Source organism: Bradyrhizobium algeriense (assembly GCF_036924595.1).
In the GTDB taxonomy this organism is placed as follows: domain Bacteria; phylum Pseudomonadota; class Alphaproteobacteria; order Rhizobiales; family Xanthobacteraceae; genus Bradyrhizobium; species Bradyrhizobium algeriense.
Genome location: NZ_JAZHRV010000001.1, coordinates 4,645,417 through 4,666,505 on the forward strand (window position 1 = coordinate 4,645,417; position 21,089 = coordinate 4,666,505).

A 21,089-nucleotide genomic window follows, 5' to 3' on the forward strand; every position below is an offset into this window, starting at 1 on the left:
GCAGGCACCGCCGATCCTGTCGCTAATTGAGTGCCCAGAGGTAGGCCAGCGTCGCCGCGGTCCCGAGCGCCGTTCTGACTGCGTGCAGGCCTCCCCACTTCACGATCAGCGCGCGTGATTGGGAGCCGGCGTCTTCTTCCGAAATCGCTTTCAGCGCGCGGTTGGTCGGCATGATGCCAAACAGCGTATAGGGCCAGTTTGCGAGAATGAGCACAGCGCCGACGATCCAGCGCCAATCCTGCGTCAGCCAGGCGGCGATCAGCCCGAGCACGCCTGAAATGACCGCGCCACTCGCCTGCATCTGAAGGCCGCGGTCGTAGCTTGGCTTCCACTGCTTCAAGAGCGCTCGGTCATCGAGACCGAGACGCGCCGGCTGCTCGGCGAAATTGACGTAGAACGCAGCCCCGGCGAACGCGGCGGCGACAATCGTCGCAAGCTGTCCGACAAACATGACTCACTCCACATTACCCATATTGACAATATATTGTCATCTTGACTACTATTTGTCAATGACAGCCAAACGACACACGCCCGGCGGCGACGCCCTGACCGGCCTGGTCCTTGCGGTGTTCCGGCTCAACGGGCGCCTGCTCACGGCTGGCGACCGCCTTGTGTCCGATCTCGGCCTTACCAGCGCGCGCTGGCAGGTGCTGGGCGCCATCGCTTTGGCGCCGAGCCCGCAACCGGTGGCGTGGCTGGCGCGGAACATGGGACTCAATCGCCAAGGCGTTCAGCGCATCGTCAACGAGATGCGGCAAGATGGCCTCGTTGAGCTGCGCCCCAACCCGCACCATCGCCGCGCGCATCTCGTTGCGCTGACGAAACGGGGAGCAGATGCCTTTGGTTCCGCGAGCCGGTTACAGGCGCCATGGGCAAATGCCCTGGCCCGGGGAATCAGCGCCGAGGAGTTCGCGAAGACCCGCCGCCTTCTCGCAACATTATGCGAACGGCTCGATCAGGAATTGGGCAAGGGCCGCGACGACAACGGCTGAGCCGTCAATGATCGTCGCACCTCAACGTCATTGCGAGGAGTCAACGGTCGCGCGAATGCGCGCCCGATGACAGGCTCCGCGACGACTTGTCCGCCGTAGCTCGCAGAGCGAAGGCGGAAGCAATCCACACTGCCTGCGCTGCTCGATGGATTGCTTCGCTTCGCTCGCAATGACGGCGGTGATCCCATCCACCTTTCACTTCTTGACCTTGCTGGCATCCATCTTGATCGACGTATCGAGCATCTTGACCGAGAACGCGGTGTTCACATCGAACGGCTTTTCCATGCCGAGATAGGTCTGCACCAGCTCGTAGTCCTTCTTCATCCGCTCGGCGTCGATCCAGCCCAGCGCTTTGGTCGTGGTGAAATCGTCCGTCATCAGGAACTTAATGCGCTCCCATTGGCGCTGCTGGTTTTCCCTGTCGAGGCCGGAGGCTTGGTCGAGCAGTGCCTTGAGGCAGGGCGCGACGTCGGCGACGCAGGCGGCGTAGGCCTTCTGGCTGATCTTGACGAACTCCTCGACCAGTTTCGGGTTCTTCGCGAAATAAGCGCCGTTGACGATCAGCGAATTGCCGTAGGGGTTCAGCCCGATATCCTTCCAGTTGACGTAACCGAGATCGGCACCGAACTCGATCACCTTCAGATCGTGCTCATTGTAGAAGTCGCTGATGATATCCACAGTGTGGCTCTTCAGCGCCGCGATCTTTGCGGTCGGGCCGACATTGACGAAGCTCACCGAGTCAGGCGCGATACCGGCGGCCTTGGCAAAGGCCGGCCACATCACCCGCGAGGCGTCGCCCGGCGGATTGCCGATCTTGTGGTTCGGAAAATCCTTCGGCCCGTTCACGCCATAGCTCTTCAGCCAGTAGAAGGTCTGCCCGGTGTTGGCGTAGATGCTCATCAGCGCCACCACATCGGCGCCCTTGCTCTTCGCCACCAGCATGGTGGCGAGATCGGCGATGCCGAACGGCGAGCCGCCGGAGCCGACCTTCAGCGAGGAAACGCCGGATCCCTTGCCGACCTCGATCGTGAGGTCGATGCCGGCCTTCTCGTACCAGCCTTGCGACTTGGCGTAGTAAAAAGGCGAATGATCCGCCGTCGGCGTCCAGTTCAGGATCAGGTTGACGGATTCGGCCGCGGCGCAGGGCACGGCCGGTAGAGCCAGCGCAAGCGCCAGTCCCGCAATTCGCAAAGCCTTCATTGCACCCTCCTCGTTCTGCAACCCGATCTTGTCGCCGCGTTCCCGTGACGCTACCAATGCAACAAGGGACCAGACGACTTGTCAACTATTTGGTTGGAAATGCCCAAAAAACGTATCGACGACACCAAGCCGCAGCGGCGCGATCCGGCCGCAACCCGCAAAAAATTGCTTACTGCGGCGCGACGCGAGTTCGCCAGCAGCGGCCTTGCCGGGGCCCGGGTCGACGAGATCGCCGCACGGGCGGGTGTCAACAAGCAGCTCGTCTATCACTACTTCGGCGACAAGGACGCGCTTTATCTGGCGGTGCTCGAATGGGTCTACGAGGAGATCCGCGCTCAGGAGCGCAAGCTCAACCTCGAGGGTTTGCCGCCCGAACAGGCCATCAAGAAGCTGATCGAGAGTTCCTTTGATCACCTCGCGGCACACCCTGACTTCATCGTGCTGCTGAACGACGAAAACCGCGGCGGCGCCCGGCACGTGCGCGGCTCCCAAAAGCTCGAAGCGATGCATTCACCGCTGGTCAGCCTGGTTTCGACTATTCTCGGCGAGGGCGTGAGGGCCGGCATATTCCGCAAGGGTATCAACCCGGTGCACCTCTATATCTCGATTGCCGGGCTCAGCTATTTCTACTTTTCGAACACGCCGACGCTGTCGGCGATCTTCGGCAAGGACCTGTCGAGCCGGGCCGCCCGGCAGGCCCGCCGCAAGCATGTGGTGGATCTGGTGATGCATTCGCTGCGGCCCTAATCAACCAGATGGTTGATTACCGGGAAAGGCCGCGATAGATTGCCGCCACGCGGCCGGGAACCGGCTGCGCGTCTAAAGGGAGTGCACGGTGTTCAGCGGTGACGGCGGATCGGCACGGTCTTTCGCGATCATCCTGATCGTGCATCTGGCTGTGATCGTGTTGTGGCAGGTATTGGTCGACGCCTTCCAGGTGCCGAAATTCATCCTGCCCTCGCCGCTCGCGACCGTCGCGACGCTCGGCTCGCCCAGCTATGCGTGGCTTTCCAACCTCGCGGTGACGGCCATCGAAATTCTCGGCGGGTTCTGCCTTGGTGCGCTGGTCGGCATCATGCTGGCCGTGATGTTCACCTGGTCGCCGCTGATCAGCCTGTTGCTGCTGCCGCTGTTCGTGACGTTGAACATGATTCCGAAAGTGGCGCTCGGTCCCCTGTTCATCGTATGGTTCTCCTACGGGATATTCCCGAACATCCTGATCGCGTTTTCGATCTGCTTCTTTCCGATTTTGCTCACGACCGCGCGCGGCTTGAGCGAGGTCGAGCCCGATTTGCTTGATCTCGTGAAATCGCTGCGCGGCTCGCGGTGGACGCTGTTCCGGAAGATCCAGTTACCGGGGGCGCTGCCTTACGTGTTTTCGGGAATGAAGGTCGGCGCGATCCTGGCGGTGGCCGGTGCGATCGTCGGCGAATTCATCGCCTCCGAGCGCGGGCTCGGCTATCTCATGATCCAGGTGCAGTCCTCGCTCGATACGCCCGCGATGGTAATGGCTGTCGTGCTTCTGACATTGCTGGGCGTGGCGCTGTACGGGCTCGTGCTCGGCCTGGAGCGGATGTTCGTCGTCCGTGACATCCGGCTGCAGTAACAAAGGAAGAAACATGCTGCTGACGCGCGACACCCTGCCCGCAACGATTGCCGATATCGCCGCGCTTGACAAACTGCTGTGCCGCCCGAGCCAGGCACTGATTGATGATCTCCGCAAGGTCGACGGCGACATTATGGTTTTGGGTGTCGCCGGCAAGATGGGGCCGACGCTGGCGGGTCTCGCGAAAGCCGCAGTGCCGGATCGTCGCGTGATCGGTGTCGCCCGCTTCAGCGATCCCGCCGTCAAGGAGTGGCTGCAGGCGCGCGGCGTCGAGACAATCAATTGCGATCTGCTCGACGAGGCCGCGATCAAGTTACTGCCGAAGGTTCCGAATATCGTCTTCATGGCCGGGCGAAAATTCGGCGCCGAGGGCGATCTCTCGCTGACCTGGGCGATGAATTCGCACGTCCCCGCTCTGGTCGCGCAAGCCTTTGCGAGTTCGCGCATCGTCGCGTTCTCCACCGGCTGCGTCTATCCGTTCGTGCCAGTCAGCGGCAAGGGCTCGGACGAGGACATGGCGCCCAATCCGCCCGGCGAGTACGCGCAATCCTGCGTCGGGCGTGAGCGCATGTTCGAGTATTTCTCGAAGAAGTATTCGACGCCCGGACGGTTGTTCCGGCTGAACTACGCTATCGACATGCGCTACGGCGTGCTGCACGATATCGCCAGCAAGGTGCTGCAGGGCAAGCCGATCGACGTCAGCCTCGGCCATGTCAATTTCATCTGGCAGGGCGACGCGTCCGCACAGGCGCTGCGGTGTCTGGCGCATTGCGATACGCCGACCTCGCCGATCAATGTCAGCGGCCATGAAATACTTGCCGTGCGCGATCTTGCCGCGAAGTTCGGCCAACGCTTTGGCCGCGCTCCCATCATTGTCGGCAACGAAGAGCCCACGGCCTGGCTCACCGATACGTCACAGGCCGTAAAACTGTTCGGCCTGCCGATCGTCGATACCGAGCAACTCATCAGTTGGACCGCCGACTGGGTATCGCGATCGATGCCGAGCCTCGGCAAGCCCACCAAATACGAGGTGCGCGATGGCCGCTATTGAGCCACTCGACATCGTCGAGCTCGGTGTCGGCGACGCACAGGCCGGGCTGGCGCTGTCGACCGAAGCGGGCTGGAACCAGAACGAGGCCGATTGGCGGTTTTTCCTGAGCAAGGGCGTTGTGTTCGGTATGCGCAACGGCGCGCGGCTAGTCGCAACCGCGGCGCTGCTGCCCTACTCGGCGGGCAATGCCTGGATCAGCATGGTGCTGGTGACCGCGGACTTTCGCCGCCGCGGCATTGCGACGAGGCTCGTCGATGCCTGCCTCGATGTGGCGAAACGGCGCGGCCTGACGGCCTGGCTGGACGCGACGCCGGCCGGTGCCGCCGTCTACGGTCCCCTCGGCTTCACCCCGACGCTGCAATTGCGGCGGCTGCGGCTGGCAAGGCCCCGCGAAGCCAAAGCGACAGAGCAGCTTTCGGCCGGCGACCTCGAGGCATTGATAGTGCGTGATGCCAGCGCCATGGGATTCGACCGCAGCACATTGCTGTCGGAATTCGCCGTGCGGTCTGGCTCCTGCGTTGTGTCCCGTACCCAGGCGATGGCCCTGATCCGGGATGGACGCACCGCGCGGCATATCGGGCCACTGCTGGCCGATCGGACCGATCAAGCGCTGGCGTTGATAGATGCCATCGTTAGCTCCGAGGCCGGCCCATGGCTGATCGATGCCGCTCACTCCCAGGACGAATTTCTGGATGGCCTCGTCCGCTCGGGCTGGAACATCGAACGGCCGTTTCAACGCATGCGCTTCGGCCGCGCCACCATGCTGTCGGCGGAATTGCCGTTCGCCGTCGCGGGACCGGAATTTGGATAGGAATAGCAGCGATGCATCATAGCGAAATCAAAGCCGACGTTCGAAAGTTGATCGCCGACGGCACTGTGTTGCCGGCGCATCCGCTCGCGCTCGATGCCAACCGCGCACTCGACGTCCGGCATCAACTCGCCTTGACGCGCTATTATCTCGATGCCGGCGCCGGAGGATTGGCTGTCGGCGTCCACACCACGCAGTTTGCCATCCGCGACGTCGGCCTGTATCGGCCGGTGCTGGAGCTGGCGGCCGAGACCGCGGCCTCATGGACCAAGCGGCCGGTCGCAATGGTTGCAGGCCTCGCCGGCCCGACCCAGCAGGCCATCACCGAGGCGCAAACCGCTGTTGGCATCGGCTATCACGCGGGGCTGCTCAGCCTTGCCGCGATGAAATCGGCATCCGAGGACGCGATCATCGCGCATTGCGAGGCAGTGGCCCGCGAGATTCCGCTGGTCGGGTTCTACCTGCAGCCGGCCGTCGGCGGCGTCATCCTCAGCGCTGATTTCTGGCGCCGCTTCGCTTCCATCGACAATGTCATCGCCATCAAGATCGCGCCCTTCAACCGCTACCGGACGCTCGACGTGCTGCGCGGCGTGACGGCCGCCGGCGCGCTTGACCGTGTTGCGCTCTATACCGGCAATGACGATCACATCCTGCTCGACCTCACGCTGCCCTTCGACCTGCGCGACAAGGGCGTCACCACCCGCGCCTATTTCAAGGGCGGCTTGCTCGGGCACTGGTCGGTGTGGACCGCGAGTGCAATCAAGCAGTTCGAGATGTGCAAGGCGGCGCGCGGCAAGGACAGCGTGCCGGCGGACCTGCTGGCGCTCGATGCCCGCGTCACCGATTGCAACAGCGCGTTCTTCGACGTCGCCAACAATTTTCACGGCTGCATCGCCGGTTGCCATGAAATCCTGCGGCGGCAAGGATTGATGCAGGGCCTCTGGTGTCTCGATCCCGAGGAGGGGCTTAGCCCGGGCCAGATGCAGGAGATCGACCGCGTCTGCCGCGAGCATGCCGATCTCTCCGACGACGCCTTCGTAAAAGACAATTTGCAGAAATGGCTGGCATGAGCGCCGACGAGCCTTTCATCAGCCTGCAGAACGTCCGCAAGGTCTATCGTTCCAAGGGCGCGGAGTTCCTCGCCGTCTCCGACGTCACCATGGACGTGCAGGAAGGCGAGCTGGTTTCGCTGGTCGGCCCCTCCGGCTGCGGCAAGACCACCGTGCTGAAGATCCTGGCCGGGCTGCATGACGCCGACGGCGGCACGATCAAGATCGGCAATTCGAAGACTCCGTTCGACCCGGCCCGCGACATTGGCATGGTGTTCCAGCAGGCGCTGCTGCTGAAATGGCGCACCATCTTGGACAACGTGCTGCTGCCGGCCGAGATCGTCGGCCTGCCCATGAAGGCCGCGCGGGCCCGCGCCCGCGATCTGCTCAACCTGGTCGGCCTCGCCGGCTACGAGGACAAATACCCGCAACAATTGTCCGGCGGCATGCAGCAGCGCACAGCGATTGCGCGCGCTTTCATCCATGACCCAAAACTGATCCTGATGGACGAGCCGTTCGGTGCGCTCGACGCGCTCACCCGCGAACAGATGAACCTCGAAATGCTGCGGATCTGGCGCGAGAGCGGCAAGACCATCCTGTTCGTGACGCACTCGATCCAGGAAGCCGTATTCCTCGCCTCGCATTGCGCCGTGCTCACCGCAGGCCCGGCGCGGATGGCGGAATATTTCCCGATCGAGCTGCCGTTCCCGCGCGCGTTGCCGATCAAGACCACGGATGAATTCGGCGCCTATGCGCGACGGATTTATGCGAGCCTGGGATTGAGCCCTAGCGCTTGAGCCCGTTACTCATACGCCACAGGTCCGGTATCGCGATAGGCCCAGCAACTCTCCTTCGGCAGTGAAACCTGGGTCTCGACGCCCACCTGATGCCGGGCCGCGGTGCCGAGTTCAACCACCTCCAGCCGCCGGCCGAACAGCTCGATGCCATAGGCCGTCTGCGTGCCCTGATAACGGCGGTCGAGGACGCGGGCGGGAAAAATATTGGCGCCGTTATGCTGGCCGATGGTGATGTTTTCCGGTCGCAGCGCGATACGCACCTTCTCATCTGGGCCGAGTGCATGCAGCAAAGCCACCTCGCCCCGTCGTCCCTCGCCAAAATCGACCGTGCCGAACGCGCCGTTGCGCGACACCAGCGTACCCGCCAGTTCGTTGGTCGCGCCGGTGAAATTGGCGACGAACAAGTCCGCTGGACGGTTATAGATCGCGTCAGGCGTATCCATCTGCAGCAACTTGCCGTCGCGCATCACGCCAATGCGGTCGCCCAGCACGACGGCTTCGGCCTGGTCATGGGTGACATACAGCGCGGTCATTCCCGTCTGCTTGAGGATCACGCGAAGATCGTCGCGCAGCCGCAGGCGCAGCTTGGCATCGAGGTTCGACAAGGGCTCGTCGAGCAGCAGCAATTGCGGCCGGTAGACGATGCTGCGCGCCAGCGCCACGCGCTGCATCTGGCCGCCTGATAATGCGACCACCGGCCGTTCGGCATATTCCGACAGCCCGACCAGTTCGAGCGCCTCGTCGACCTTGCGGCGGGCATTGCTCCGCGAAAGTTTTCGGTGCTTGAGCGGATAGACCACGTTCTGCCGCACCGTCATATGCGGCCATACTGCATAGGACTGAAACACCATGCCGAGCTCGCGCAAACGCGGCGGAACCAGAATGCCGCGTTCGGGCGACGATACGACCTTGCCGGCGATGCTGATCTCGCCCGATGTCGGATGCTCCAGTCCCGCAACACAGCGCAGCGTCGTGGTCTTGCCGCAGCCGGAGGGGCCGAGCAGAACCACGATCTCGCCGGCCGGCACGGCAAAACTGACGCCATCGATCGCCGGCCGGCCGATCGAAAACTGCTTGCGCAGGTCGGTGACTTCGAGGGTTGCCGTCATCGGTTCGATGATTTCCCTGATGCGACGATCATTGCCCGTAACCGTAGGTCTTATTCCACTCGGCCACCCAGGCCGTGTGGAGCTTCACATACTCGTCGAATTTGGGAAACCACACCTTGACGACTTTGGGATCAAAGCCTTCCGGATAGGCCGGCGGCACCTTCAGCGATGTGAGGTTGCCGAGTTCCTTGATCATGAACGTCTGCCCCTCCTTCGACAGGCACCAGTTCAGAAACAGTTTTGCAGCATTGGGATGCGCGGCCGTCTTCGGAATGCCCGTGGCATAAGGATTGACCGGCGCGCCTTCCGGCGGAAAGAAGATCTGGATCGGCGCGCCGTCCTTCTGCTTTGGATAGATCGCGTTGTAGAGCAAAGGCCCCATGGCGATTTCGCCGCGAACCAGCGAATCCGACATCGGCGCGCCCGATGGATACAGCACCGGACGGGTTGCCGCCTGCTTGGCCCAATAATCTTCGCCGAGCACTTGCCGTTCGAACATCACCCGCGTCCATGTGGTGCCGCCTGATGGCGCAATCACCTGCCCGGTCAATTTGTTGTATTCGGGCTTGGTGAGGTCCATCCAGGTCTTGGGCGGGTTCTTGACCAGTTCGGTGTTGTAGGCGATCGACCATACCAGCGTAGCGCGCGGCCAGAGCTGGGGCGCGATCTGCGCGTCGGGATTGTAGTCGGCCGCGTTCGGTGGTGCGTAATCCTGGAACATGTCCGCCATCGGCTGCATCAGCGCGCGGTCCGAGTGATCGACCACGTCGGCGATCAATTTGCCGGCCGCGGCCTCGGTCTTCACGCGCGTGATGAGCTGTCCGCCCGGCGCGCGTACCATCTCGACCTTGATCTCGGGGAAGCGCTTGTTGAACGCCTTGATGACCTGCTGTTCCACTTCGGCGAAATTCGCGGTGTAGAACACCAGCTTGCCCTCGGCCTTCGCGGCGGCAATCAATTCGGGCGAGCCGAACTCCTGCGCCTCTGCCGCAGCGCTCCAAGTCAGCGCAAGCCCGGCGATGCCGGCGATTGCGGCAAGGCTGGTGAAAATCCTTCCAGTCATAGCCAATCCTCCCCTTCGTCTTGTTATCCGGTTCGGGCGACACTGCCCTGCGCCGCACCGCGCGACAGCCAGTTGGCGCCGCCGATGAGAACGCCGAGCAGAACGGTTTGCACCAGGCTGAACGCGGCGGTCTTTCCAAGGTTTCCGCCTTCGTAATAGTCGAGCAACAGCACCGACATCACCATGGTGTTGCTGGTGTAGAGGAACAGCGACGAGCCGAGTTCGCGGATCGCCAGCACGAACAACAGCGTCATCGAGGCGACCACGCCCGGCCGCGCCAGCGGCAGCACGATCGTCCTGATGGTGCCGAGCATGCCCTTGCCGCAGACCCAGGCGGCTTCCTCGAGCTCGCGATGAATCTGCAGGAATGAGGTCGACAACGCCTTGACCGTGTCCGGCATGAAGCGCGCGATGAACGCCAGCGCCAGGATCCAGATCGTGCCGTAGAGCCCGCCCGGAATGCCGATCCATGCCCAGAGATAGGCGACGCCGACCACGAGGCCGGGAATCGCGACCGGCAGGGTCGATATCACGTCGATCCAGCGCCGGCCCGTCACCTGGGTGCGGTGAATGGTGTAGCCGATGGCGAAGGCGAGCGCGCCGCCGGCCACGGCGGTGATGATGCCGACCTCGACCGAGTTATAGATCGAGCGCATAGTCAGCGGATTGTCGAAGATGCTGTGAAAATGCATCAGGGAATACTGCCTGGCATCGAACAGGCTGGCGACGTCGCGGATGAACATGAACTTGCGGAACGCGGCGACGATCAGCGCAAGCGACGGCAGCACCACCACGACCAGGAGATAGACGATGCCGAGGCCGAAGGTGAACCAGCGCCAGCGCCCGAGATCCAGGCTGCGCGGACGGAATGCCTTGCCGGCGACGGTGGTGTAGCTGCGGCCGCTCAGCACTTTCTGCTGCAGGAACACGAGCAGGCCGGTGACGACCATCAAAATGATCGCAACCGCGGCGGCTGTATTGTAGAGCGGCGGCGACCAGTTGGTGAGCTTGAATATGTAGGTGGTCAGCACGGCAAGGTTGGTCGGCGCGCCCAGCACCGCGGGGATGCCGTAGATGCCGAGCATGACGATGAACGACAGCAGCATTCCCGAGACGATCGCCGGCATGATCAGCGGAAAGGTCACCGTGAACAGTGTCGCAAACGCGCTGGCGCCGGAAATCTCGGCGGCCTCTTCCAGGCTGGGGTCCATGTTGCGCAGCGCCGAAGCGGTGAACATGTAGACATAGGGCGCGTAGTAGATGCCGAACACGAACACCAGGCCCCACATCGAATAGAAATCGACACGCCAGTCGAGCCCGATCCATTTGAACATGGTGTTGATCAGGCCGGTCTTTGGCGAACCGAGGATCGCCCATGCGACGCCCGCGACCAGCGGCGGCGCGAACAACGGCAGGATGCTCGCTGCCGCGATAACGCCCTTGAACGGCGTATTGGTGCGAACGACGATCCAGGAAAACAACAATCCGATCACAACCGCGATCAGGGTGCCGCCGCCGCAACCGATCAACGTATTCGCCAACGCCTCCGCGACATTCGGGTTCGCAAGCACGGTGAGGAAGTTGATGACCGAGAGGTGACCGAGCGAGATGCCCTCGACCACCGGATTGGTGTCGGTGAGCGCGCCGAGCAGCAGCATCAGGATCGGATAGATAACCAGAAAGCCGAGGATCGCCAGCAGGAGCGTGACCCACAAGCCGGCCCACGCGCGTTGCCCCTCACTGGCGCTATGCATGACTTCGCTGCGCCGGCTCGTCTGTCCGTTCAACGCGTTTTCCCCTCGCCGCCGACCGTCTTTTTATGGAATTGCGGTCGCGATGCGCGGGAAGCCTAGTCGATCGCGCGGCGCGCGGAAAGGTATCCGAAAGTCGGCGCGCGGATATGGCGCGGAGGACCTTTTTTCAGATCCGCCATCCCTTCGCATACGCATCATGCAGCGGTGTGCCTGTGGCTTGTGCCGCGTCCGTAGTACACGCCGCAGCGGGCGCGACCGCCCCGCGGCGTGGAGAGCCCGACCTGATGTCACTGGATACGACCGCAAAGCCGCCCGCCCCCGCGCCAATCGACGGCCTGCCCCCGGAACTCCGGCGTTGGGCGGTCGCGGCGATCTTTACCGCGCTGGCGATGGCCTCGCTGGATACGGCGATCGCCAACGTGGCCCTTCCCGCCATCGCGGCCGACCTCCATGTCAGCCCGGCCGACGTGGTCTGGGTGGTCAACATCTATCAGATCGCCCTGGTTGCGACGCTGCTGCCGCTCGGCGCGCTCGGCGAAATCGTCGGCCATCGGCGGGTCTATCTCGGCGGCCTATTGCTGTTCACGCTGGCCTCGCTCGGTTGCGCCTTCGCGTGGTCGCTGCCCAGCCTGACGGCGGCACGCGCGCTGCAGGGGTTAGGCGCCAGCGGCATCATGAGCGTAAATGCGGCGCTGGTCCGCTTCGTCTACCCGACCCATATGCTCGGCCGCGGCTTCGGCCACAACGCGCTGGTGGTCGGAACGGCGTTCACGTTCGGGCCGACCATTGCCTCCGCAATCCTTGCGATCGGAACATGGCCGTGGCTGTTTGCCATCAACATCCCCTTCGGCGTGATCGCGATCTGGATCGGCCTGAAGACCTTGCCGAAAACACCGCGCGCGAAGCACGCGTTCGATTTTGCGAGCGCGGCGCTGACCGCAAGCTGCCTCGGGCTCTTCATTATCGGCATCGGCAGCGCGGCGCATCAGGCCCATCCCGCCCTGGTCGGACTGGAGCTTGGCGCTGCATTGCTGCTCGGATGGATGATGACCCGCAGAGATGCGAACCATCCGGCACCGATGTTGCCGATTGATCTGTTTCGACGACCTATGTTCGCGCTGTCGGCGGCCACTTCGGTCTGTACGTTCGCGGTACAGGGATTGGCCTTCGTCTCGCTGCCCTTCTACTTCGAGGACGTGCTGCACCGGTCCCAGGTTGAGACCGGCTTCTTCATGACGCCCTGGCCGCTGGTGGTGGCGATCATGGCGCCGATCGGAGGCCGGCTGTCGGACCGCTATCCCGTCGGCATCCTCGGCGGCATCGGGCTGGTGCTGCTCGGCATTGGCATGGCGCTGCTCGCAACGCTGCCACCGGATCCCGGCATTGCCAACATCGTCTGGCGCACCGTGATTTGCGGGATCGGATTCGGATTCTTCCAAACGCCCAATCTGCGGGCACTGATGTCGAGCGCGCCGCCACACCGCAGTGGAAGCGCGAGCGGCATTGTCGCCACCGCACGCCTGACCGGACAAACCCTGGGCGCTGCGCTCGCGGCCCTGTGCTTTGCCCTCGCCGGCCATGATGGCGCGACGCTTGCATTGGCACTCGGCGCCAGGTTTGCTGCGCTCGGCAGCGTGATGAGTTTCCTGCGTTTGGCCGTGGGTGCTCCGCATAGTACATGACCGTCATCGCCCGGCGATCGGGCCGACGCGATGGGTTTGGAGGACGAGTTGCGACTTCTCAGTATGCTGGCCGGCGCGTGCCTCTTGCTGTTTCCGGCCGCCCTTCAAGCCCAGACCGTCTGGGACATGCCAACGGAATACCCGCAACACGCGATGCCGGGCGTTGGCCTGACGGCCTTCACAAAATACGTCGCCGAATCCAGCGCAGGCAAACTCGAGATCAGGCCGAGCTTCGATGCCAAGGCCGGCATCAAATCGGCCGGCATGCTCGCCGCGATTGCGGAAGGCCGGGTGCAGGCCGGCGATGCGTTCGCCGGCGCGCTCGAGGCCGAAGACCCGATCTTTGCGCTACCCTCGCTGCCGTTTCTGGTGACGTCGACCGCCGATGCCAAGCGCCTTGCCGACATCGCGCGGCCGCATCTTGCGGCGGCGCTGCAGAAGAAAGGCCTGCGGCTGCTTATCTGACGCCCTGGCCGCCCTCAGGCATTTGGTCGAAGACGGCGCTGACGTCACCGCCCGACCTCGCGGAGCTTTCCATTCGCACCTATGACAGGATCTCAACCGAAGTATTCCTAAGCATCGGCGCCAAGGCCGCATCGATCAGTTTCGCGGACACGATGCCGAAACTGGTCGATGGCAGCATCAATGCGCGTCTGGCCGTGGATGCAGAATGGACATGACAGCCATGCGACGGGCACACGCAACACCGGCGGATCGGCTTTCTTCCCTACCGTAACCACGCATTTTCTTGATTTGAACGATTCCAGGTTGCAGGCCAGATTGCGCCGGGTCTCGACCGATGGGTCAGACGAACAGGGGATACGCGATGGCAAACCTCACAATTAACGGCAAAACAATCAATGTGGACGTCGAAGACGACACGCCACTGCTTTGGGCGATCAGGGAAAATGTTGGACTGACCGGCACCAAATACGGGTGCGGCATCGCACTATGCGGTGCCTGCACCGTGCATGTAGATGGAGTCGCGATGCGCTCCTGCGGCATGACGGTCAGCGAAGCAGCCGGAAAGCAGATCACCACGATAGAAGGGCTCGCCAGCAACGGCGCCCTGCACAAAGTGCAGCAGGCCTGGGTGGCGAACGACGTGCCGCAATGCGGCTATTGCCAGAGCGGCATGATCATGGCGGTTGCCGCCCTTCTCAAGGAGAAGCCGAAGCCGACCGACGAGGACATCAACGAGGCCATCACCAATATCTGCCGATGCGGGACCTTCCAACAGGTCCGCGAGGCGATCCACGCCGCCGCGAACGCTTGAGGGGGACACCATGAACAAGCACGTCATGCCCAAACTCACTCGCCGCGGCTTTGTGATCGGCACGGCTGCCGCCGGCGCCGGCCTCGCGATCGGCCTCGATATTCCCTTCGGCGGACCGACCGTGGTTCGCGCCGCCGACGGCTCGCCCGAAGTCAATGTCTGGGTGGTGATCCGCCCCGACGATACCACCGTGATTCGCATCGCCCGCTCGGAGATGGGACAGGGCTCCCTCACCGGCCTCGCTCAGCTCGTCGCCGAAGAACTCGAATGCGACTGGTCGAAGGTCGTCACCGAATATCCGACGCCGGGTCAAAGTGTCGCACGCAAGCGCGCCTGGGGCGACTTCTCGACCGGCGGCAGCCGCGGCATCCGCTCCAGCCAGGACTATGTCCGTAAGGGCGGCGCCACCGCGCGGATGATGCTGCTGCAGGCCGCCGCCAACGAGTGGAAGGTGCCGGCCTCGGACTGCACCGCGGCCAACAGCGTCATCACCCACACGCCGTCCGGCAAGACCACGACCTACGGCAAGGTGGTTGAAGCCGCCGCGAAGCTCGAGCCGCCGGCCGAGGTGAAGCTGAAGGATCCGAAGGACTGGAAGATCATTGGCAAGGGCGTGAAGCGGCTCGACACCGTCGACAAGACGACGGGTGCGATGATCTATGGTGCCGACGTCAAGCTGCCGGGCATGCTCAACGCCGCGATCAAGGATTGTCCCGTCTTCGGCGGCAAGCTGAAGAGCTACGACGAAGCCAAAGTCATGGGCATGAAGGGCGTCAAGAAGGTCGTGCGCGTCAGCGACAGCAGTGTCGCCGTCGTTGCCGATACCTGGTGGCACGCCAAGACCGCGCTCGATGCGCTACCTATCGTCTGGGACGAAGGCGAGAACGCCAAAGTCTCCAGCGAGTCGATCGCCAAATGGCTGGCCGAAGGCCTCGATAATTCCCAGCCGGCCTATATCGGCAACCAGAACGGCGACGCCAAGGCCGCGATTGCCGGCGCCGTCAAGAAGGTCGAGGCGGTCTACAACTATCCCTACCAGAACCATGCGACCATGGAGCCGATGAACGCCACGGCGCTCTATACGCCGGACAAATGCGAGGTCTGGTGCGGTACGCAGAACGGCGAAGCGGCATTTGCCGCCACGCTGGAAGCGTCGGGGTTGCCGGCCGAAAAGTGCGAGGTGCACAAGCTCATCCTCGGCGGTGGCTTTGGCCGGCGCGGCATGACCGATTACGTCCGGCAGGCAGTTCTGATCGCCAAGCAGATGCCGGGCACACCCGTCAAGCTGCTGTGGTCGCGCGAAGAGGACATGGCGCAAGGCAAGTTTCATCCGGTCACGCAATGCAAAATGACCGGGGCCTTCGATGCCGACAACAATCTCACTGCGCTGCACGTCAGATTGTCCGGTCAATCGATCCTGTACACGGTGCGTCCGGCGGCGCTGGTAAACGGCATGGATACGGCCGCGTTCCAGGGCCTGAGTCCTTCCGGCGACGCGGCGATCGGCTACTCCGTGCCGAATCTGCTGGTTGAGCATTCCATGCGCAATCCCCACGTCCCGCCCGGCTTCTGGCGCGGCGTGAACGTGAACCAGAACGCGATCTATATGGAATGCTTCATGGATGAGCTGGCGCAGTCGGTCGGCCAGGATCCGGTGGAATTCCGTCGCAAGCTGATGAGCAAGCATCCGAAGCACCTTGCCGTGCTCAACGCTGTGGCCGAGAAGATCGGCTGGGGCAAGCCCGCGCCGCAAGGCGTCTATCGCGGGATTGCGCAGGTGATGGGCTATGGCAGCTATGTCGCGGGCGCCGCCGAAATCTCCGTCACCGAAGGCAGCAAGATCAAGGTGCATCGCATCGTCGCCTCGACCGATCCGGGCTACGTCGTCAACCCGGCGCAGGTCGAGCGGCAGATCGCGGGCTCCTTTGTCTATGGCCTGTCCGCCCTGTTCTATGGCGGCTGCACGGTGAAGGACGGCAAGATCGAGCAAACCAACTTCGACACCTACAACTCGATGCGGATTGCGGAGATGCCGAAGGTGGAATGCGTGATGGTGCCGAGCGGCGGCTTCTGGGGCGGCGTCGGCGAGCCGACCATCGGTGTCGCTGCACCCGCGGTGCTCAACGCCTATTTCGCGGCCACCGGCAAACGCATCCGTTCGGTGCCGCTGCGGGACCAGAACATCACGTTCGCCTGACAATAACGGACGGCGGCCTCGCCCCCGGGGCCGCCGTTTTCCCATCGAGAGATTGCTGATGAACGCGTTGCGTGTCGCCATCGCGCTTGCCACGGTCGCGGCGTGGAGCCAGCCGTTGCTTGCGGCTTCCGATCCGCCGCCCGGCGCGGCGTCCTGCTCCGGCTGCCATTCCACGGGAGCAACCGCCTCGTCGATTTCGCGGCTGTATGGCCGCGACGCCGGCGATATCGCAACGGCGATGACCAAATTTCGCGACGGCTCGCTTCCCGCCACGGTCATGAACCGGATCGCCAAGGGTTTTACCGACGAGGAGTCGCGCGCGATTGCGGCGTGGCTCGCGGCACAGAAATAAGGGCTGCCGGCATGAAGATCACGCATCGCATCAGCCGCCGGGAGTTCTGCCGCGTCGGTGCGGGCGCCGCAGCGACGGCGGCGTTTCCGCCGCCGACGTTCGCGCAATCGACGGCACGCGTGGTCGTGATCGGCGGCGGCTTTGGCGGCGCGAGCTGTGCGCGGGCGCTGAAACAGATTGAGCCGGAATTACAGGTCACGCTGGTCGAGCCGAACCGGACCTTCACCGCCTGCCCGTTCAGCAACAATGTCATTGCCGGACTGCGTTCACTCGAGGCGCAGCAATTCGGCTATGACAAGATCGCCGCCAGCGGCTTGACCGTGGTGGCGCAGGCGGCAACGGCCGTCAATGCAGCGGCCCGGACCGTCGGGCTCGCCGACGGTACCTCGCTCACCTATGACCGGCTGGTGCTGTCTCCCGGCGTCGATCTGCGTTTCGACGCGCTGCAGGGTTATGACGAAGCCGCCACCGCGAAGATGCCGCATGCCTGGAAAGCCGGCGAACAAACGCTGTTGCTGCGCAAGCAGCTCGAGGCCATGGACGATGGCGGCCTGGTGGTGATCGCAGCTCCCGCCAATCCCTTCCGCTGTCCGCCGGGGCCTTATGAGCGCGCCTGTTTGATTGCGCATTATTTGAAGAGCAAAAAGCCGCGCTCGAAACTGCTCATCCTCGACGCCAAGGACACCTTTTCCAAACAGCGTCTGTTCCAGAATGCCTGGAAGGAGCTCTATCCGGGAATGATAGAATGGGTATCGCTGTCGCAGGGCGGCAAGGTGAACGCGGTGGATCCAGCGACCAATACCCTGATCACCGATTTCGGCAACCACACCGCCCAGGTGGCCAACGTCATTCCGCCGCAGCGGGCCGGCCGCATCGCCACAATCGCCGGCGCGACCGATAACACCGGCTGGTGCGCGATCGATCCCGTTACCTTCGAGTCCAAATCGGCGCCGAACATCCATGTCATTGGCGATGCCTGCCTCGCCGGCGGCATGCCTAAATCCGCATTCTCGGCCAATGCGCAGGCCAAGGCCTGCGCTCGCGCGATTGCCACGCTGCTATCAGGCGGATCGCCCGCCACGCCAAAGCTGATCAATACCTGCTACAGCCTGGCGGCCCCGGACTATGGCATCTCGATCGCCGGCGTCTACCAGCCGAAGAACGGGCTGCTGGCCGACGTCGAGGGCGCCGGCGGCGTCAGCCCGGCGGATGCGCCACGCGAGTTCCGCGCGCGCGAGGCCGACTATGCGCAATCCTGGTTTTCGACCGTAACGGCGGAAGTCTTTGGCTAGACGCACGCATCGCATGACGGCTCCGATCCTCGCTGGAGCGCTCCTTGCCCTGCCCGGCGGTACTGCCGCGCAGGAACTTCGCAGCTACGCTGTCGTCGGCGATGCCATTCCGCTTTCACTTACGGGCGCGGCCGGCGATGCAGCGCGCGGACGGGCCCTCGTCATCGAACGTTCCAGCACTTGCATCCTCTGCCACAGCGGCCCATTTCCCGAACGGAAATTCCAGGGCGACCTGGCGCCTGATCTTTCCGGTTCCGGCAGCCGCGCGTCCGAGGGTCAGCTTCGGCTCCGGCTGGTGGACGCGTCCCGTCTCAATGCCGCGACCATCATGCCGTCCTATTACCGCGTGGACGGCCTCGATCGCGTCGGGACGCTGTGGCGCGGCAAGCCGATCCTGTCGGCCGAACAGATCGAGGATATCGTGGCGTATCTCGTAAGCTTGCGCGAATAGGAAGCAATGATGCAGCAACTGCCAAATTCATCACGCCGCCAGTTCCTCGGCCTCGCCGGTGGCGCGGCCGTGCTCGGCGCGCTCCCCGTCGTGATTGTCCGTCCCGCCGAGGCGACGCCCGCGATGCTGGCGTCGGCGATCCAGAACGTCACCGGCGGCGCGGCGGTGCAGTCCGGCAAGGTCAAGCTCGACATCCCGCCGCTGGTCGAGAACGGCAACACCGTACCGATGACGGTCACCGTCGCGCACCCGATGGCCCCGGAGGATCATGTCCGGAGCATCCATGTCTTCAACGAAAAGAATCCGCAGCCGAACATCGCCAATTTCCATCTCAGTCCGCATAACGGCCGCGCGCAGGTTTCGACCCGCATCCGTCTCGCCGACAGCCAGAAGATCGTGGCGATCGCAAAGCTCTCGGACGGGTCGTTCTGGTCGGCCAGCGTTGACGTCGTGGTGACGCTGGCGGCCTGCACCGAGGAGGTGATCTGATGACCTCGGCACTGATCAACGTTCCAGCGAAAGCCAAACGCGGCGACATTATCGAGATCAAGACGCTGATGTCGCACATCATGGAAACCGGCTATCGCCATAAAGCTTCAGGCGAAGTCGTGCCGCGCAACATCATCACGGGCTTTACGTGCCGCTTCAACGGCAACGAGATTTTCCGCACCGACCTGTTTCCGGCAATCGCCGCCAACCCCTTCATTACCTTCTTCACCACCGCGACGGAGAGCGGCAAGTTCGAGTTCGAATGGACCGGCGACCAGGGGTTTTCCGAAACCGCTTCTGCCTCGATATCCGTCGAATGAGGCGTGTCGGCCCCATAGCCGCCGCCCTATTGATGGCGGGCGCCGTTGCCGCCGCCGAAATCCCGCAAGCCGACCGCCGCTCCGGCTACGGCTTCATGAAGCCGGACACCAAAGCGATGCAGGACGAGGATACCGCCAATCCCGGCATGCTCTGGGTGCTCGACGGCGAGGCGCTTTGGAAGCGCAAGCCAGGCACCGCCAACAAGGCCTGCGCCGACTGCCACGACGATGCCCGCACCAGCATGAAGGGCGTGGCCGCCCGCTATCCAGCCCTCGACAAGGCAACCGGTCGCCCTGTCGATCTGGAGCAGCGCATCAATTCGTGCCGCACCAGCCAGCAGCAGGCGACGCCGTTGCCTTTCGAGAGCCGCGAGCTGCTGGCGCTCACGGCCTTCATCGCACGGCAGTCGCAAGGCGTGCGAATCGAAACCGGCACCGACCCACAGCTCGCGCCGTTCATAGCCAAAGGACGCGAGCTCTACATGCAGCGGCAGGGCCAGCTCAATCTCGGCTGCGCCAATTGCCATGACGATAACTGGGACAAGCGGCTCGCGGGTTCCGCAATCACGCAAGGACACCCGACCGGCTACCCGCTCTACCGGCTGGAATGGCAGTCGCTGGGATCGCTGCAGCGGCGCCTGCGCGCCTGCATCACCGGCATCCGGGCGCAGGCCTATGATTACGGCGCACCGGAACTGGTCGAGTTGGAATTGTACTTGATGTCGCGCGCGCGGGGCATGCCGATGGAAACGCCGGCGGTGCGACCGTAACTTTGCTAGCGGTCAGCGCTTAGCGCTCCGCGAACGCCTTCTCGACCACGAACTGCGCGGCCTCGCCGTGATTGCCTTCGACGAAGCCCCTGCCCGTCAACAGCGCACGCGTATCCGTCACCAGCGCCGGGCTGCCGCAGATCATGACGCGGTCATGCGCGGGATCGAGCGAGGCGAGGCCTATGTCAGCGAACAGCTTGGCCGAGTTGATGAGATCGGTGATACGGCCGCGGTTGCGGAAGGGGTCGCGCGTCACGGTCGGGTAATAGACCAGCTGGTTGCGGACGTATTCGCCGATCAGTTCGTCGTTCGGCAGCTTTTCGGTGATCATCTCGCCATAGGCGAGTTCGGCGACGCGGCGGCAGCCGTGCAGCAGCACCACCTTCTCGAAGCGCTCATAGGTCTCGGGATCCTTGATCACGGAAAGGAACGGGGCCAAGCCCGTGCCGGTGCCGATCAAATAGAGGTTGCGGCCGTCTTCGAGGTTGTCGATGACCAGCGTGCCGGTGGCCTTGCGGCTGACGATGATCTCGTCGCCCTGCTTTAAGTGCTGGAGGCGTGAGGTCAGCGGGCCGTCCGGCACCTTGATGGAGAAGAATTCGAGCCGGTCCTCGTAATTGGCGCTGGCGACCGAGTAGGCGCGGAGCAGTGGCTTCTCGCCGACCTTCAGCCCGATCATGGTGAACTCGCCGTTTCTGAAACGAAACGAGGGATCGCGCGTGGTGGTGAAGCTGAATAGCGTGTCGGTCCAGTGATGGACGCTTAGCACGCTTTCCTGGTTGAAATTGCTCATCTTGCCGATCCCGTCGCTGGAGGCCGATTGCGATGCTC

Annotated in this window: 23 protein-coding genes; 17 read left to right on the forward strand and 6 right to left on the reverse strand. The window is 63.5% G+C overall.

What is annotated here, in order from left to right; all coding sequences use genetic code 11:
- Nucleotides 1–22: 22 nt before the first annotated feature.
- Nucleotides 23–451: an anthrone oxygenase family protein gene (locus V1286_RS22470; RefSeq protein WP_334482757.1), complete on the reverse strand. Its 429-nt coding sequence runs from the start codon at nucleotides 449–451 to the stop codon at nucleotides 23–25.
- On the opposite strand from V1286_RS22470, the gene V1286_RS22475 reads away from it, so the two are divergent.
- Nucleotides 450–992 carry a MarR family winged helix-turn-helix transcriptional regulator gene (locus V1286_RS22475; RefSeq protein WP_334482759.1) on the forward strand — a complete coding sequence of 181 codons (543 nt, stop codon included), beginning with the start codon at nucleotides 450–452 and terminating at the stop codon, nucleotides 990–992. The two genes, V1286_RS22470 and V1286_RS22475, sit on opposite strands and share 2 nt — an antisense overlap.
- Before the next feature lie 195 nt (nucleotides 993–1,187).
- Here the strand turns inward: V1286_RS22475 and V1286_RS22480 are convergent, their stop codons facing one another.
- Entirely contained in the window at nucleotides 1,188–2,192 is a 1,005-nt protein-coding gene (locus tag V1286_RS22480; RefSeq protein ID WP_334482761.1) for an ABC transporter substrate-binding protein, read from the reverse strand.
- Between the two features lie 99 nt (nucleotides 2,193–2,291).
- Between V1286_RS22480 and V1286_RS22485 the strand changes: the two genes are divergently transcribed.
- The 6 genes from V1286_RS22485 (at nucleotide 2,292) to V1286_RS22510 (ending at nucleotide 7,503) form a co-directional block, all read left to right on the forward strand.
- Nucleotides 2,292–2,939 (forward strand): TetR/AcrR family transcriptional regulator, encoded by a 648-nt coding sequence (locus V1286_RS22485; protein ID WP_334482763.1) that lies wholly within the window; start codon nucleotides 2,292–2,294, stop codon nucleotides 2,937–2,939.
- Nucleotides 2,940–3,027: 88 nt separating this feature from the next.
- Nucleotides 3,028–3,798 carry an ABC transporter permease gene (locus V1286_RS22490; RefSeq protein WP_334482766.1) on the forward strand — a complete coding sequence of 257 codons (771 nt, stop codon included), beginning with the start codon at nucleotides 3,028–3,030 and terminating at the stop codon, nucleotides 3,796–3,798.
- A gap of 13 nt (nucleotides 3,799–3,811) precedes the next feature.
- On the forward strand, nucleotides 3,812–4,849 hold the full coding sequence (locus V1286_RS22495; protein ID WP_334482769.1) for an NAD-dependent epimerase/dehydratase family protein: 1,038 nt from the start codon (nucleotides 3,812–3,814) through the stop codon (nucleotides 4,847–4,849).
- On the forward strand, nucleotides 4,836–5,660 hold the full coding sequence (locus V1286_RS22500; RefSeq protein ID WP_334482771.1) for a GNAT family N-acetyltransferase: 825 nt from the start codon (nucleotides 4,836–4,838) through the stop codon (nucleotides 5,658–5,660). The genes V1286_RS22495 and V1286_RS22500 overlap by 14 nt, the downstream gene beginning before the upstream one ends.
- A gap of 11 nt (nucleotides 5,661–5,671) precedes the next feature.
- Entirely contained in the window at nucleotides 5,672–6,727 is a 1,056-nt protein-coding gene (locus V1286_RS22505) for a dihydrodipicolinate synthase family protein (protein WP_334482774.1), read from the forward strand.
- A complete protein-coding gene (locus tag V1286_RS22510; protein ID WP_334482776.1) occupies nucleotides 6,715–7,503 on the forward strand; it encodes an ABC transporter ATP-binding protein in 789 nt (262 codons plus the stop codon). The genes V1286_RS22505 and V1286_RS22510 overlap by 13 nt, the downstream gene beginning before the upstream one ends.
- A gap of 5 nt (nucleotides 7,504–7,508) precedes the next feature.
- Here V1286_RS22510 and V1286_RS22515 read toward each other — a convergent pair whose 3' ends face one another.
- Genes V1286_RS22515 through V1286_RS22525 form a run of 3 tightly spaced genes read right to left on the reverse strand, consistent with a single transcriptional unit; the run spans nucleotide 7,509 to nucleotide 11,462 of the window.
- Entirely contained in the window at nucleotides 7,509–8,612 is a 1,104-nt protein-coding gene (locus V1286_RS22515; RefSeq protein ID WP_334482779.1) for an ABC transporter ATP-binding protein, read from the reverse strand.
- 28 nt (nucleotides 8,613–8,640) lie between these two features.
- Entirely contained in the window at nucleotides 8,641–9,675 is a 1,035-nt protein-coding gene (locus tag V1286_RS22520; RefSeq protein ID WP_334482782.1) for an ABC transporter substrate-binding protein, read from the reverse strand.
- Between the two features lie 23 nt (nucleotides 9,676–9,698).
- Nucleotides 9,699–11,462, reverse strand: a complete 1,764-nt coding sequence (locus tag V1286_RS22525) for an ABC transporter permease (protein ID WP_334482785.1) — start codon at nucleotides 11,460–11,462, stop codon at nucleotides 9,699–9,701.
- Nucleotides 11,463–11,713: 251 nt separating this feature from the next.
- On the opposite strand from V1286_RS22525, the gene V1286_RS22530 reads away from it, so the two are divergent.
- From V1286_RS22530 to soxA, 10 genes are all read left to right on the forward strand, one after another.
- On the forward strand, nucleotides 11,714–13,111 hold the full coding sequence (locus tag V1286_RS22530) for an MFS transporter (protein WP_334482787.1): 1,398 nt from the start codon (nucleotides 11,714–11,716) through the stop codon (nucleotides 13,109–13,111).
- Nucleotides 13,112–13,159: 48 nt separating this feature from the next.
- Entirely contained in the window at nucleotides 13,160–13,576 is a 417-nt protein-coding gene (locus V1286_RS22535; protein WP_334482788.1) for a type 2 periplasmic-binding domain-containing protein, read from the forward strand.
- Between the two features lie 361 nt (nucleotides 13,577–13,937).
- Entirely contained in the window at nucleotides 13,938–14,387 is a 450-nt protein-coding gene (locus tag V1286_RS22540; RefSeq protein ID WP_334482790.1) for a (2Fe-2S)-binding protein, read from the forward strand.
- 10 nt (nucleotides 14,388–14,397) lie between these two features.
- On the forward strand, nucleotides 14,398–16,584 hold the full coding sequence (locus V1286_RS22545) for a xanthine dehydrogenase family protein molybdopterin-binding subunit (RefSeq protein ID WP_334482793.1): 2,187 nt from the start codon (nucleotides 14,398–14,400) through the stop codon (nucleotides 16,582–16,584).
- A 58-nt stretch (nucleotides 16,585–16,642) separates the two neighbouring features.
- Nucleotides 16,643–16,936: a c-type cytochrome gene (locus V1286_RS22550; protein WP_334482796.1), complete on the forward strand. Its 294-nt coding sequence runs from the start codon at nucleotides 16,643–16,645 to the stop codon at nucleotides 16,934–16,936.
- An 11-nt stretch (nucleotides 16,937–16,947) separates the two neighbouring features.
- Nucleotides 16,948–18,228: an FCSD flavin-binding domain-containing protein gene (locus V1286_RS22555; RefSeq protein ID WP_334482799.1), complete on the forward strand. Its 1,281-nt coding sequence runs from the start codon at nucleotides 16,948–16,950 to the stop codon at nucleotides 18,226–18,228.
- A gap of 13 nt (nucleotides 18,229–18,241) precedes the next feature.
- Nucleotides 18,242–18,679 (forward strand): sulfur oxidation c-type cytochrome SoxX, encoded by a 438-nt coding sequence (soxX, locus tag V1286_RS22560; RefSeq protein WP_334482801.1) that lies wholly within the window; start codon nucleotides 18,242–18,244, stop codon nucleotides 18,677–18,679.
- A 9-nt stretch (nucleotides 18,680–18,688) separates the two neighbouring features.
- Nucleotides 18,689–19,168 (forward strand): SoxY-related AACIE arm protein, encoded by a 480-nt coding sequence (locus tag V1286_RS22565; RefSeq protein ID WP_334497956.1) that lies wholly within the window; start codon nucleotides 18,689–18,691, stop codon nucleotides 19,166–19,168.
- The gene (gene soxZ, locus V1286_RS22570) at nucleotides 19,168–19,488 is read left to right on the forward strand and encodes a thiosulfate oxidation carrier complex protein SoxZ (RefSeq protein WP_334482803.1); all 321 of its coding nucleotides are present in this window, start codon (nucleotides 19,168–19,170) and stop codon (nucleotides 19,486–19,488) included. The genes V1286_RS22565 and soxZ overlap by 1 nt, the downstream gene beginning before the upstream one ends.
- Nucleotides 19,485–20,258, forward strand: coding sequence for a sulfur oxidation c-type cytochrome SoxA (soxA, locus tag V1286_RS22575; protein ID WP_334482806.1), 774 nt, complete (start codon nucleotides 19,485–19,487; stop codon nucleotides 20,256–20,258). The genes soxZ and soxA overlap by 4 nt, the downstream gene beginning before the upstream one ends.
- 19 nt (nucleotides 20,259–20,277) lie before the next feature.
- On the opposite strand, the gene V1286_RS22580 is transcribed toward soxA, so the two are convergent.
- Nucleotides 20,278–21,051, reverse strand: coding sequence for a ferredoxin--NADP reductase (locus V1286_RS22580; protein WP_334482808.1), 774 nt, complete (start codon nucleotides 21,049–21,051; stop codon nucleotides 20,278–20,280).
- Nucleotides 21,052–21,089 lie beyond the last annotated feature (38 nt).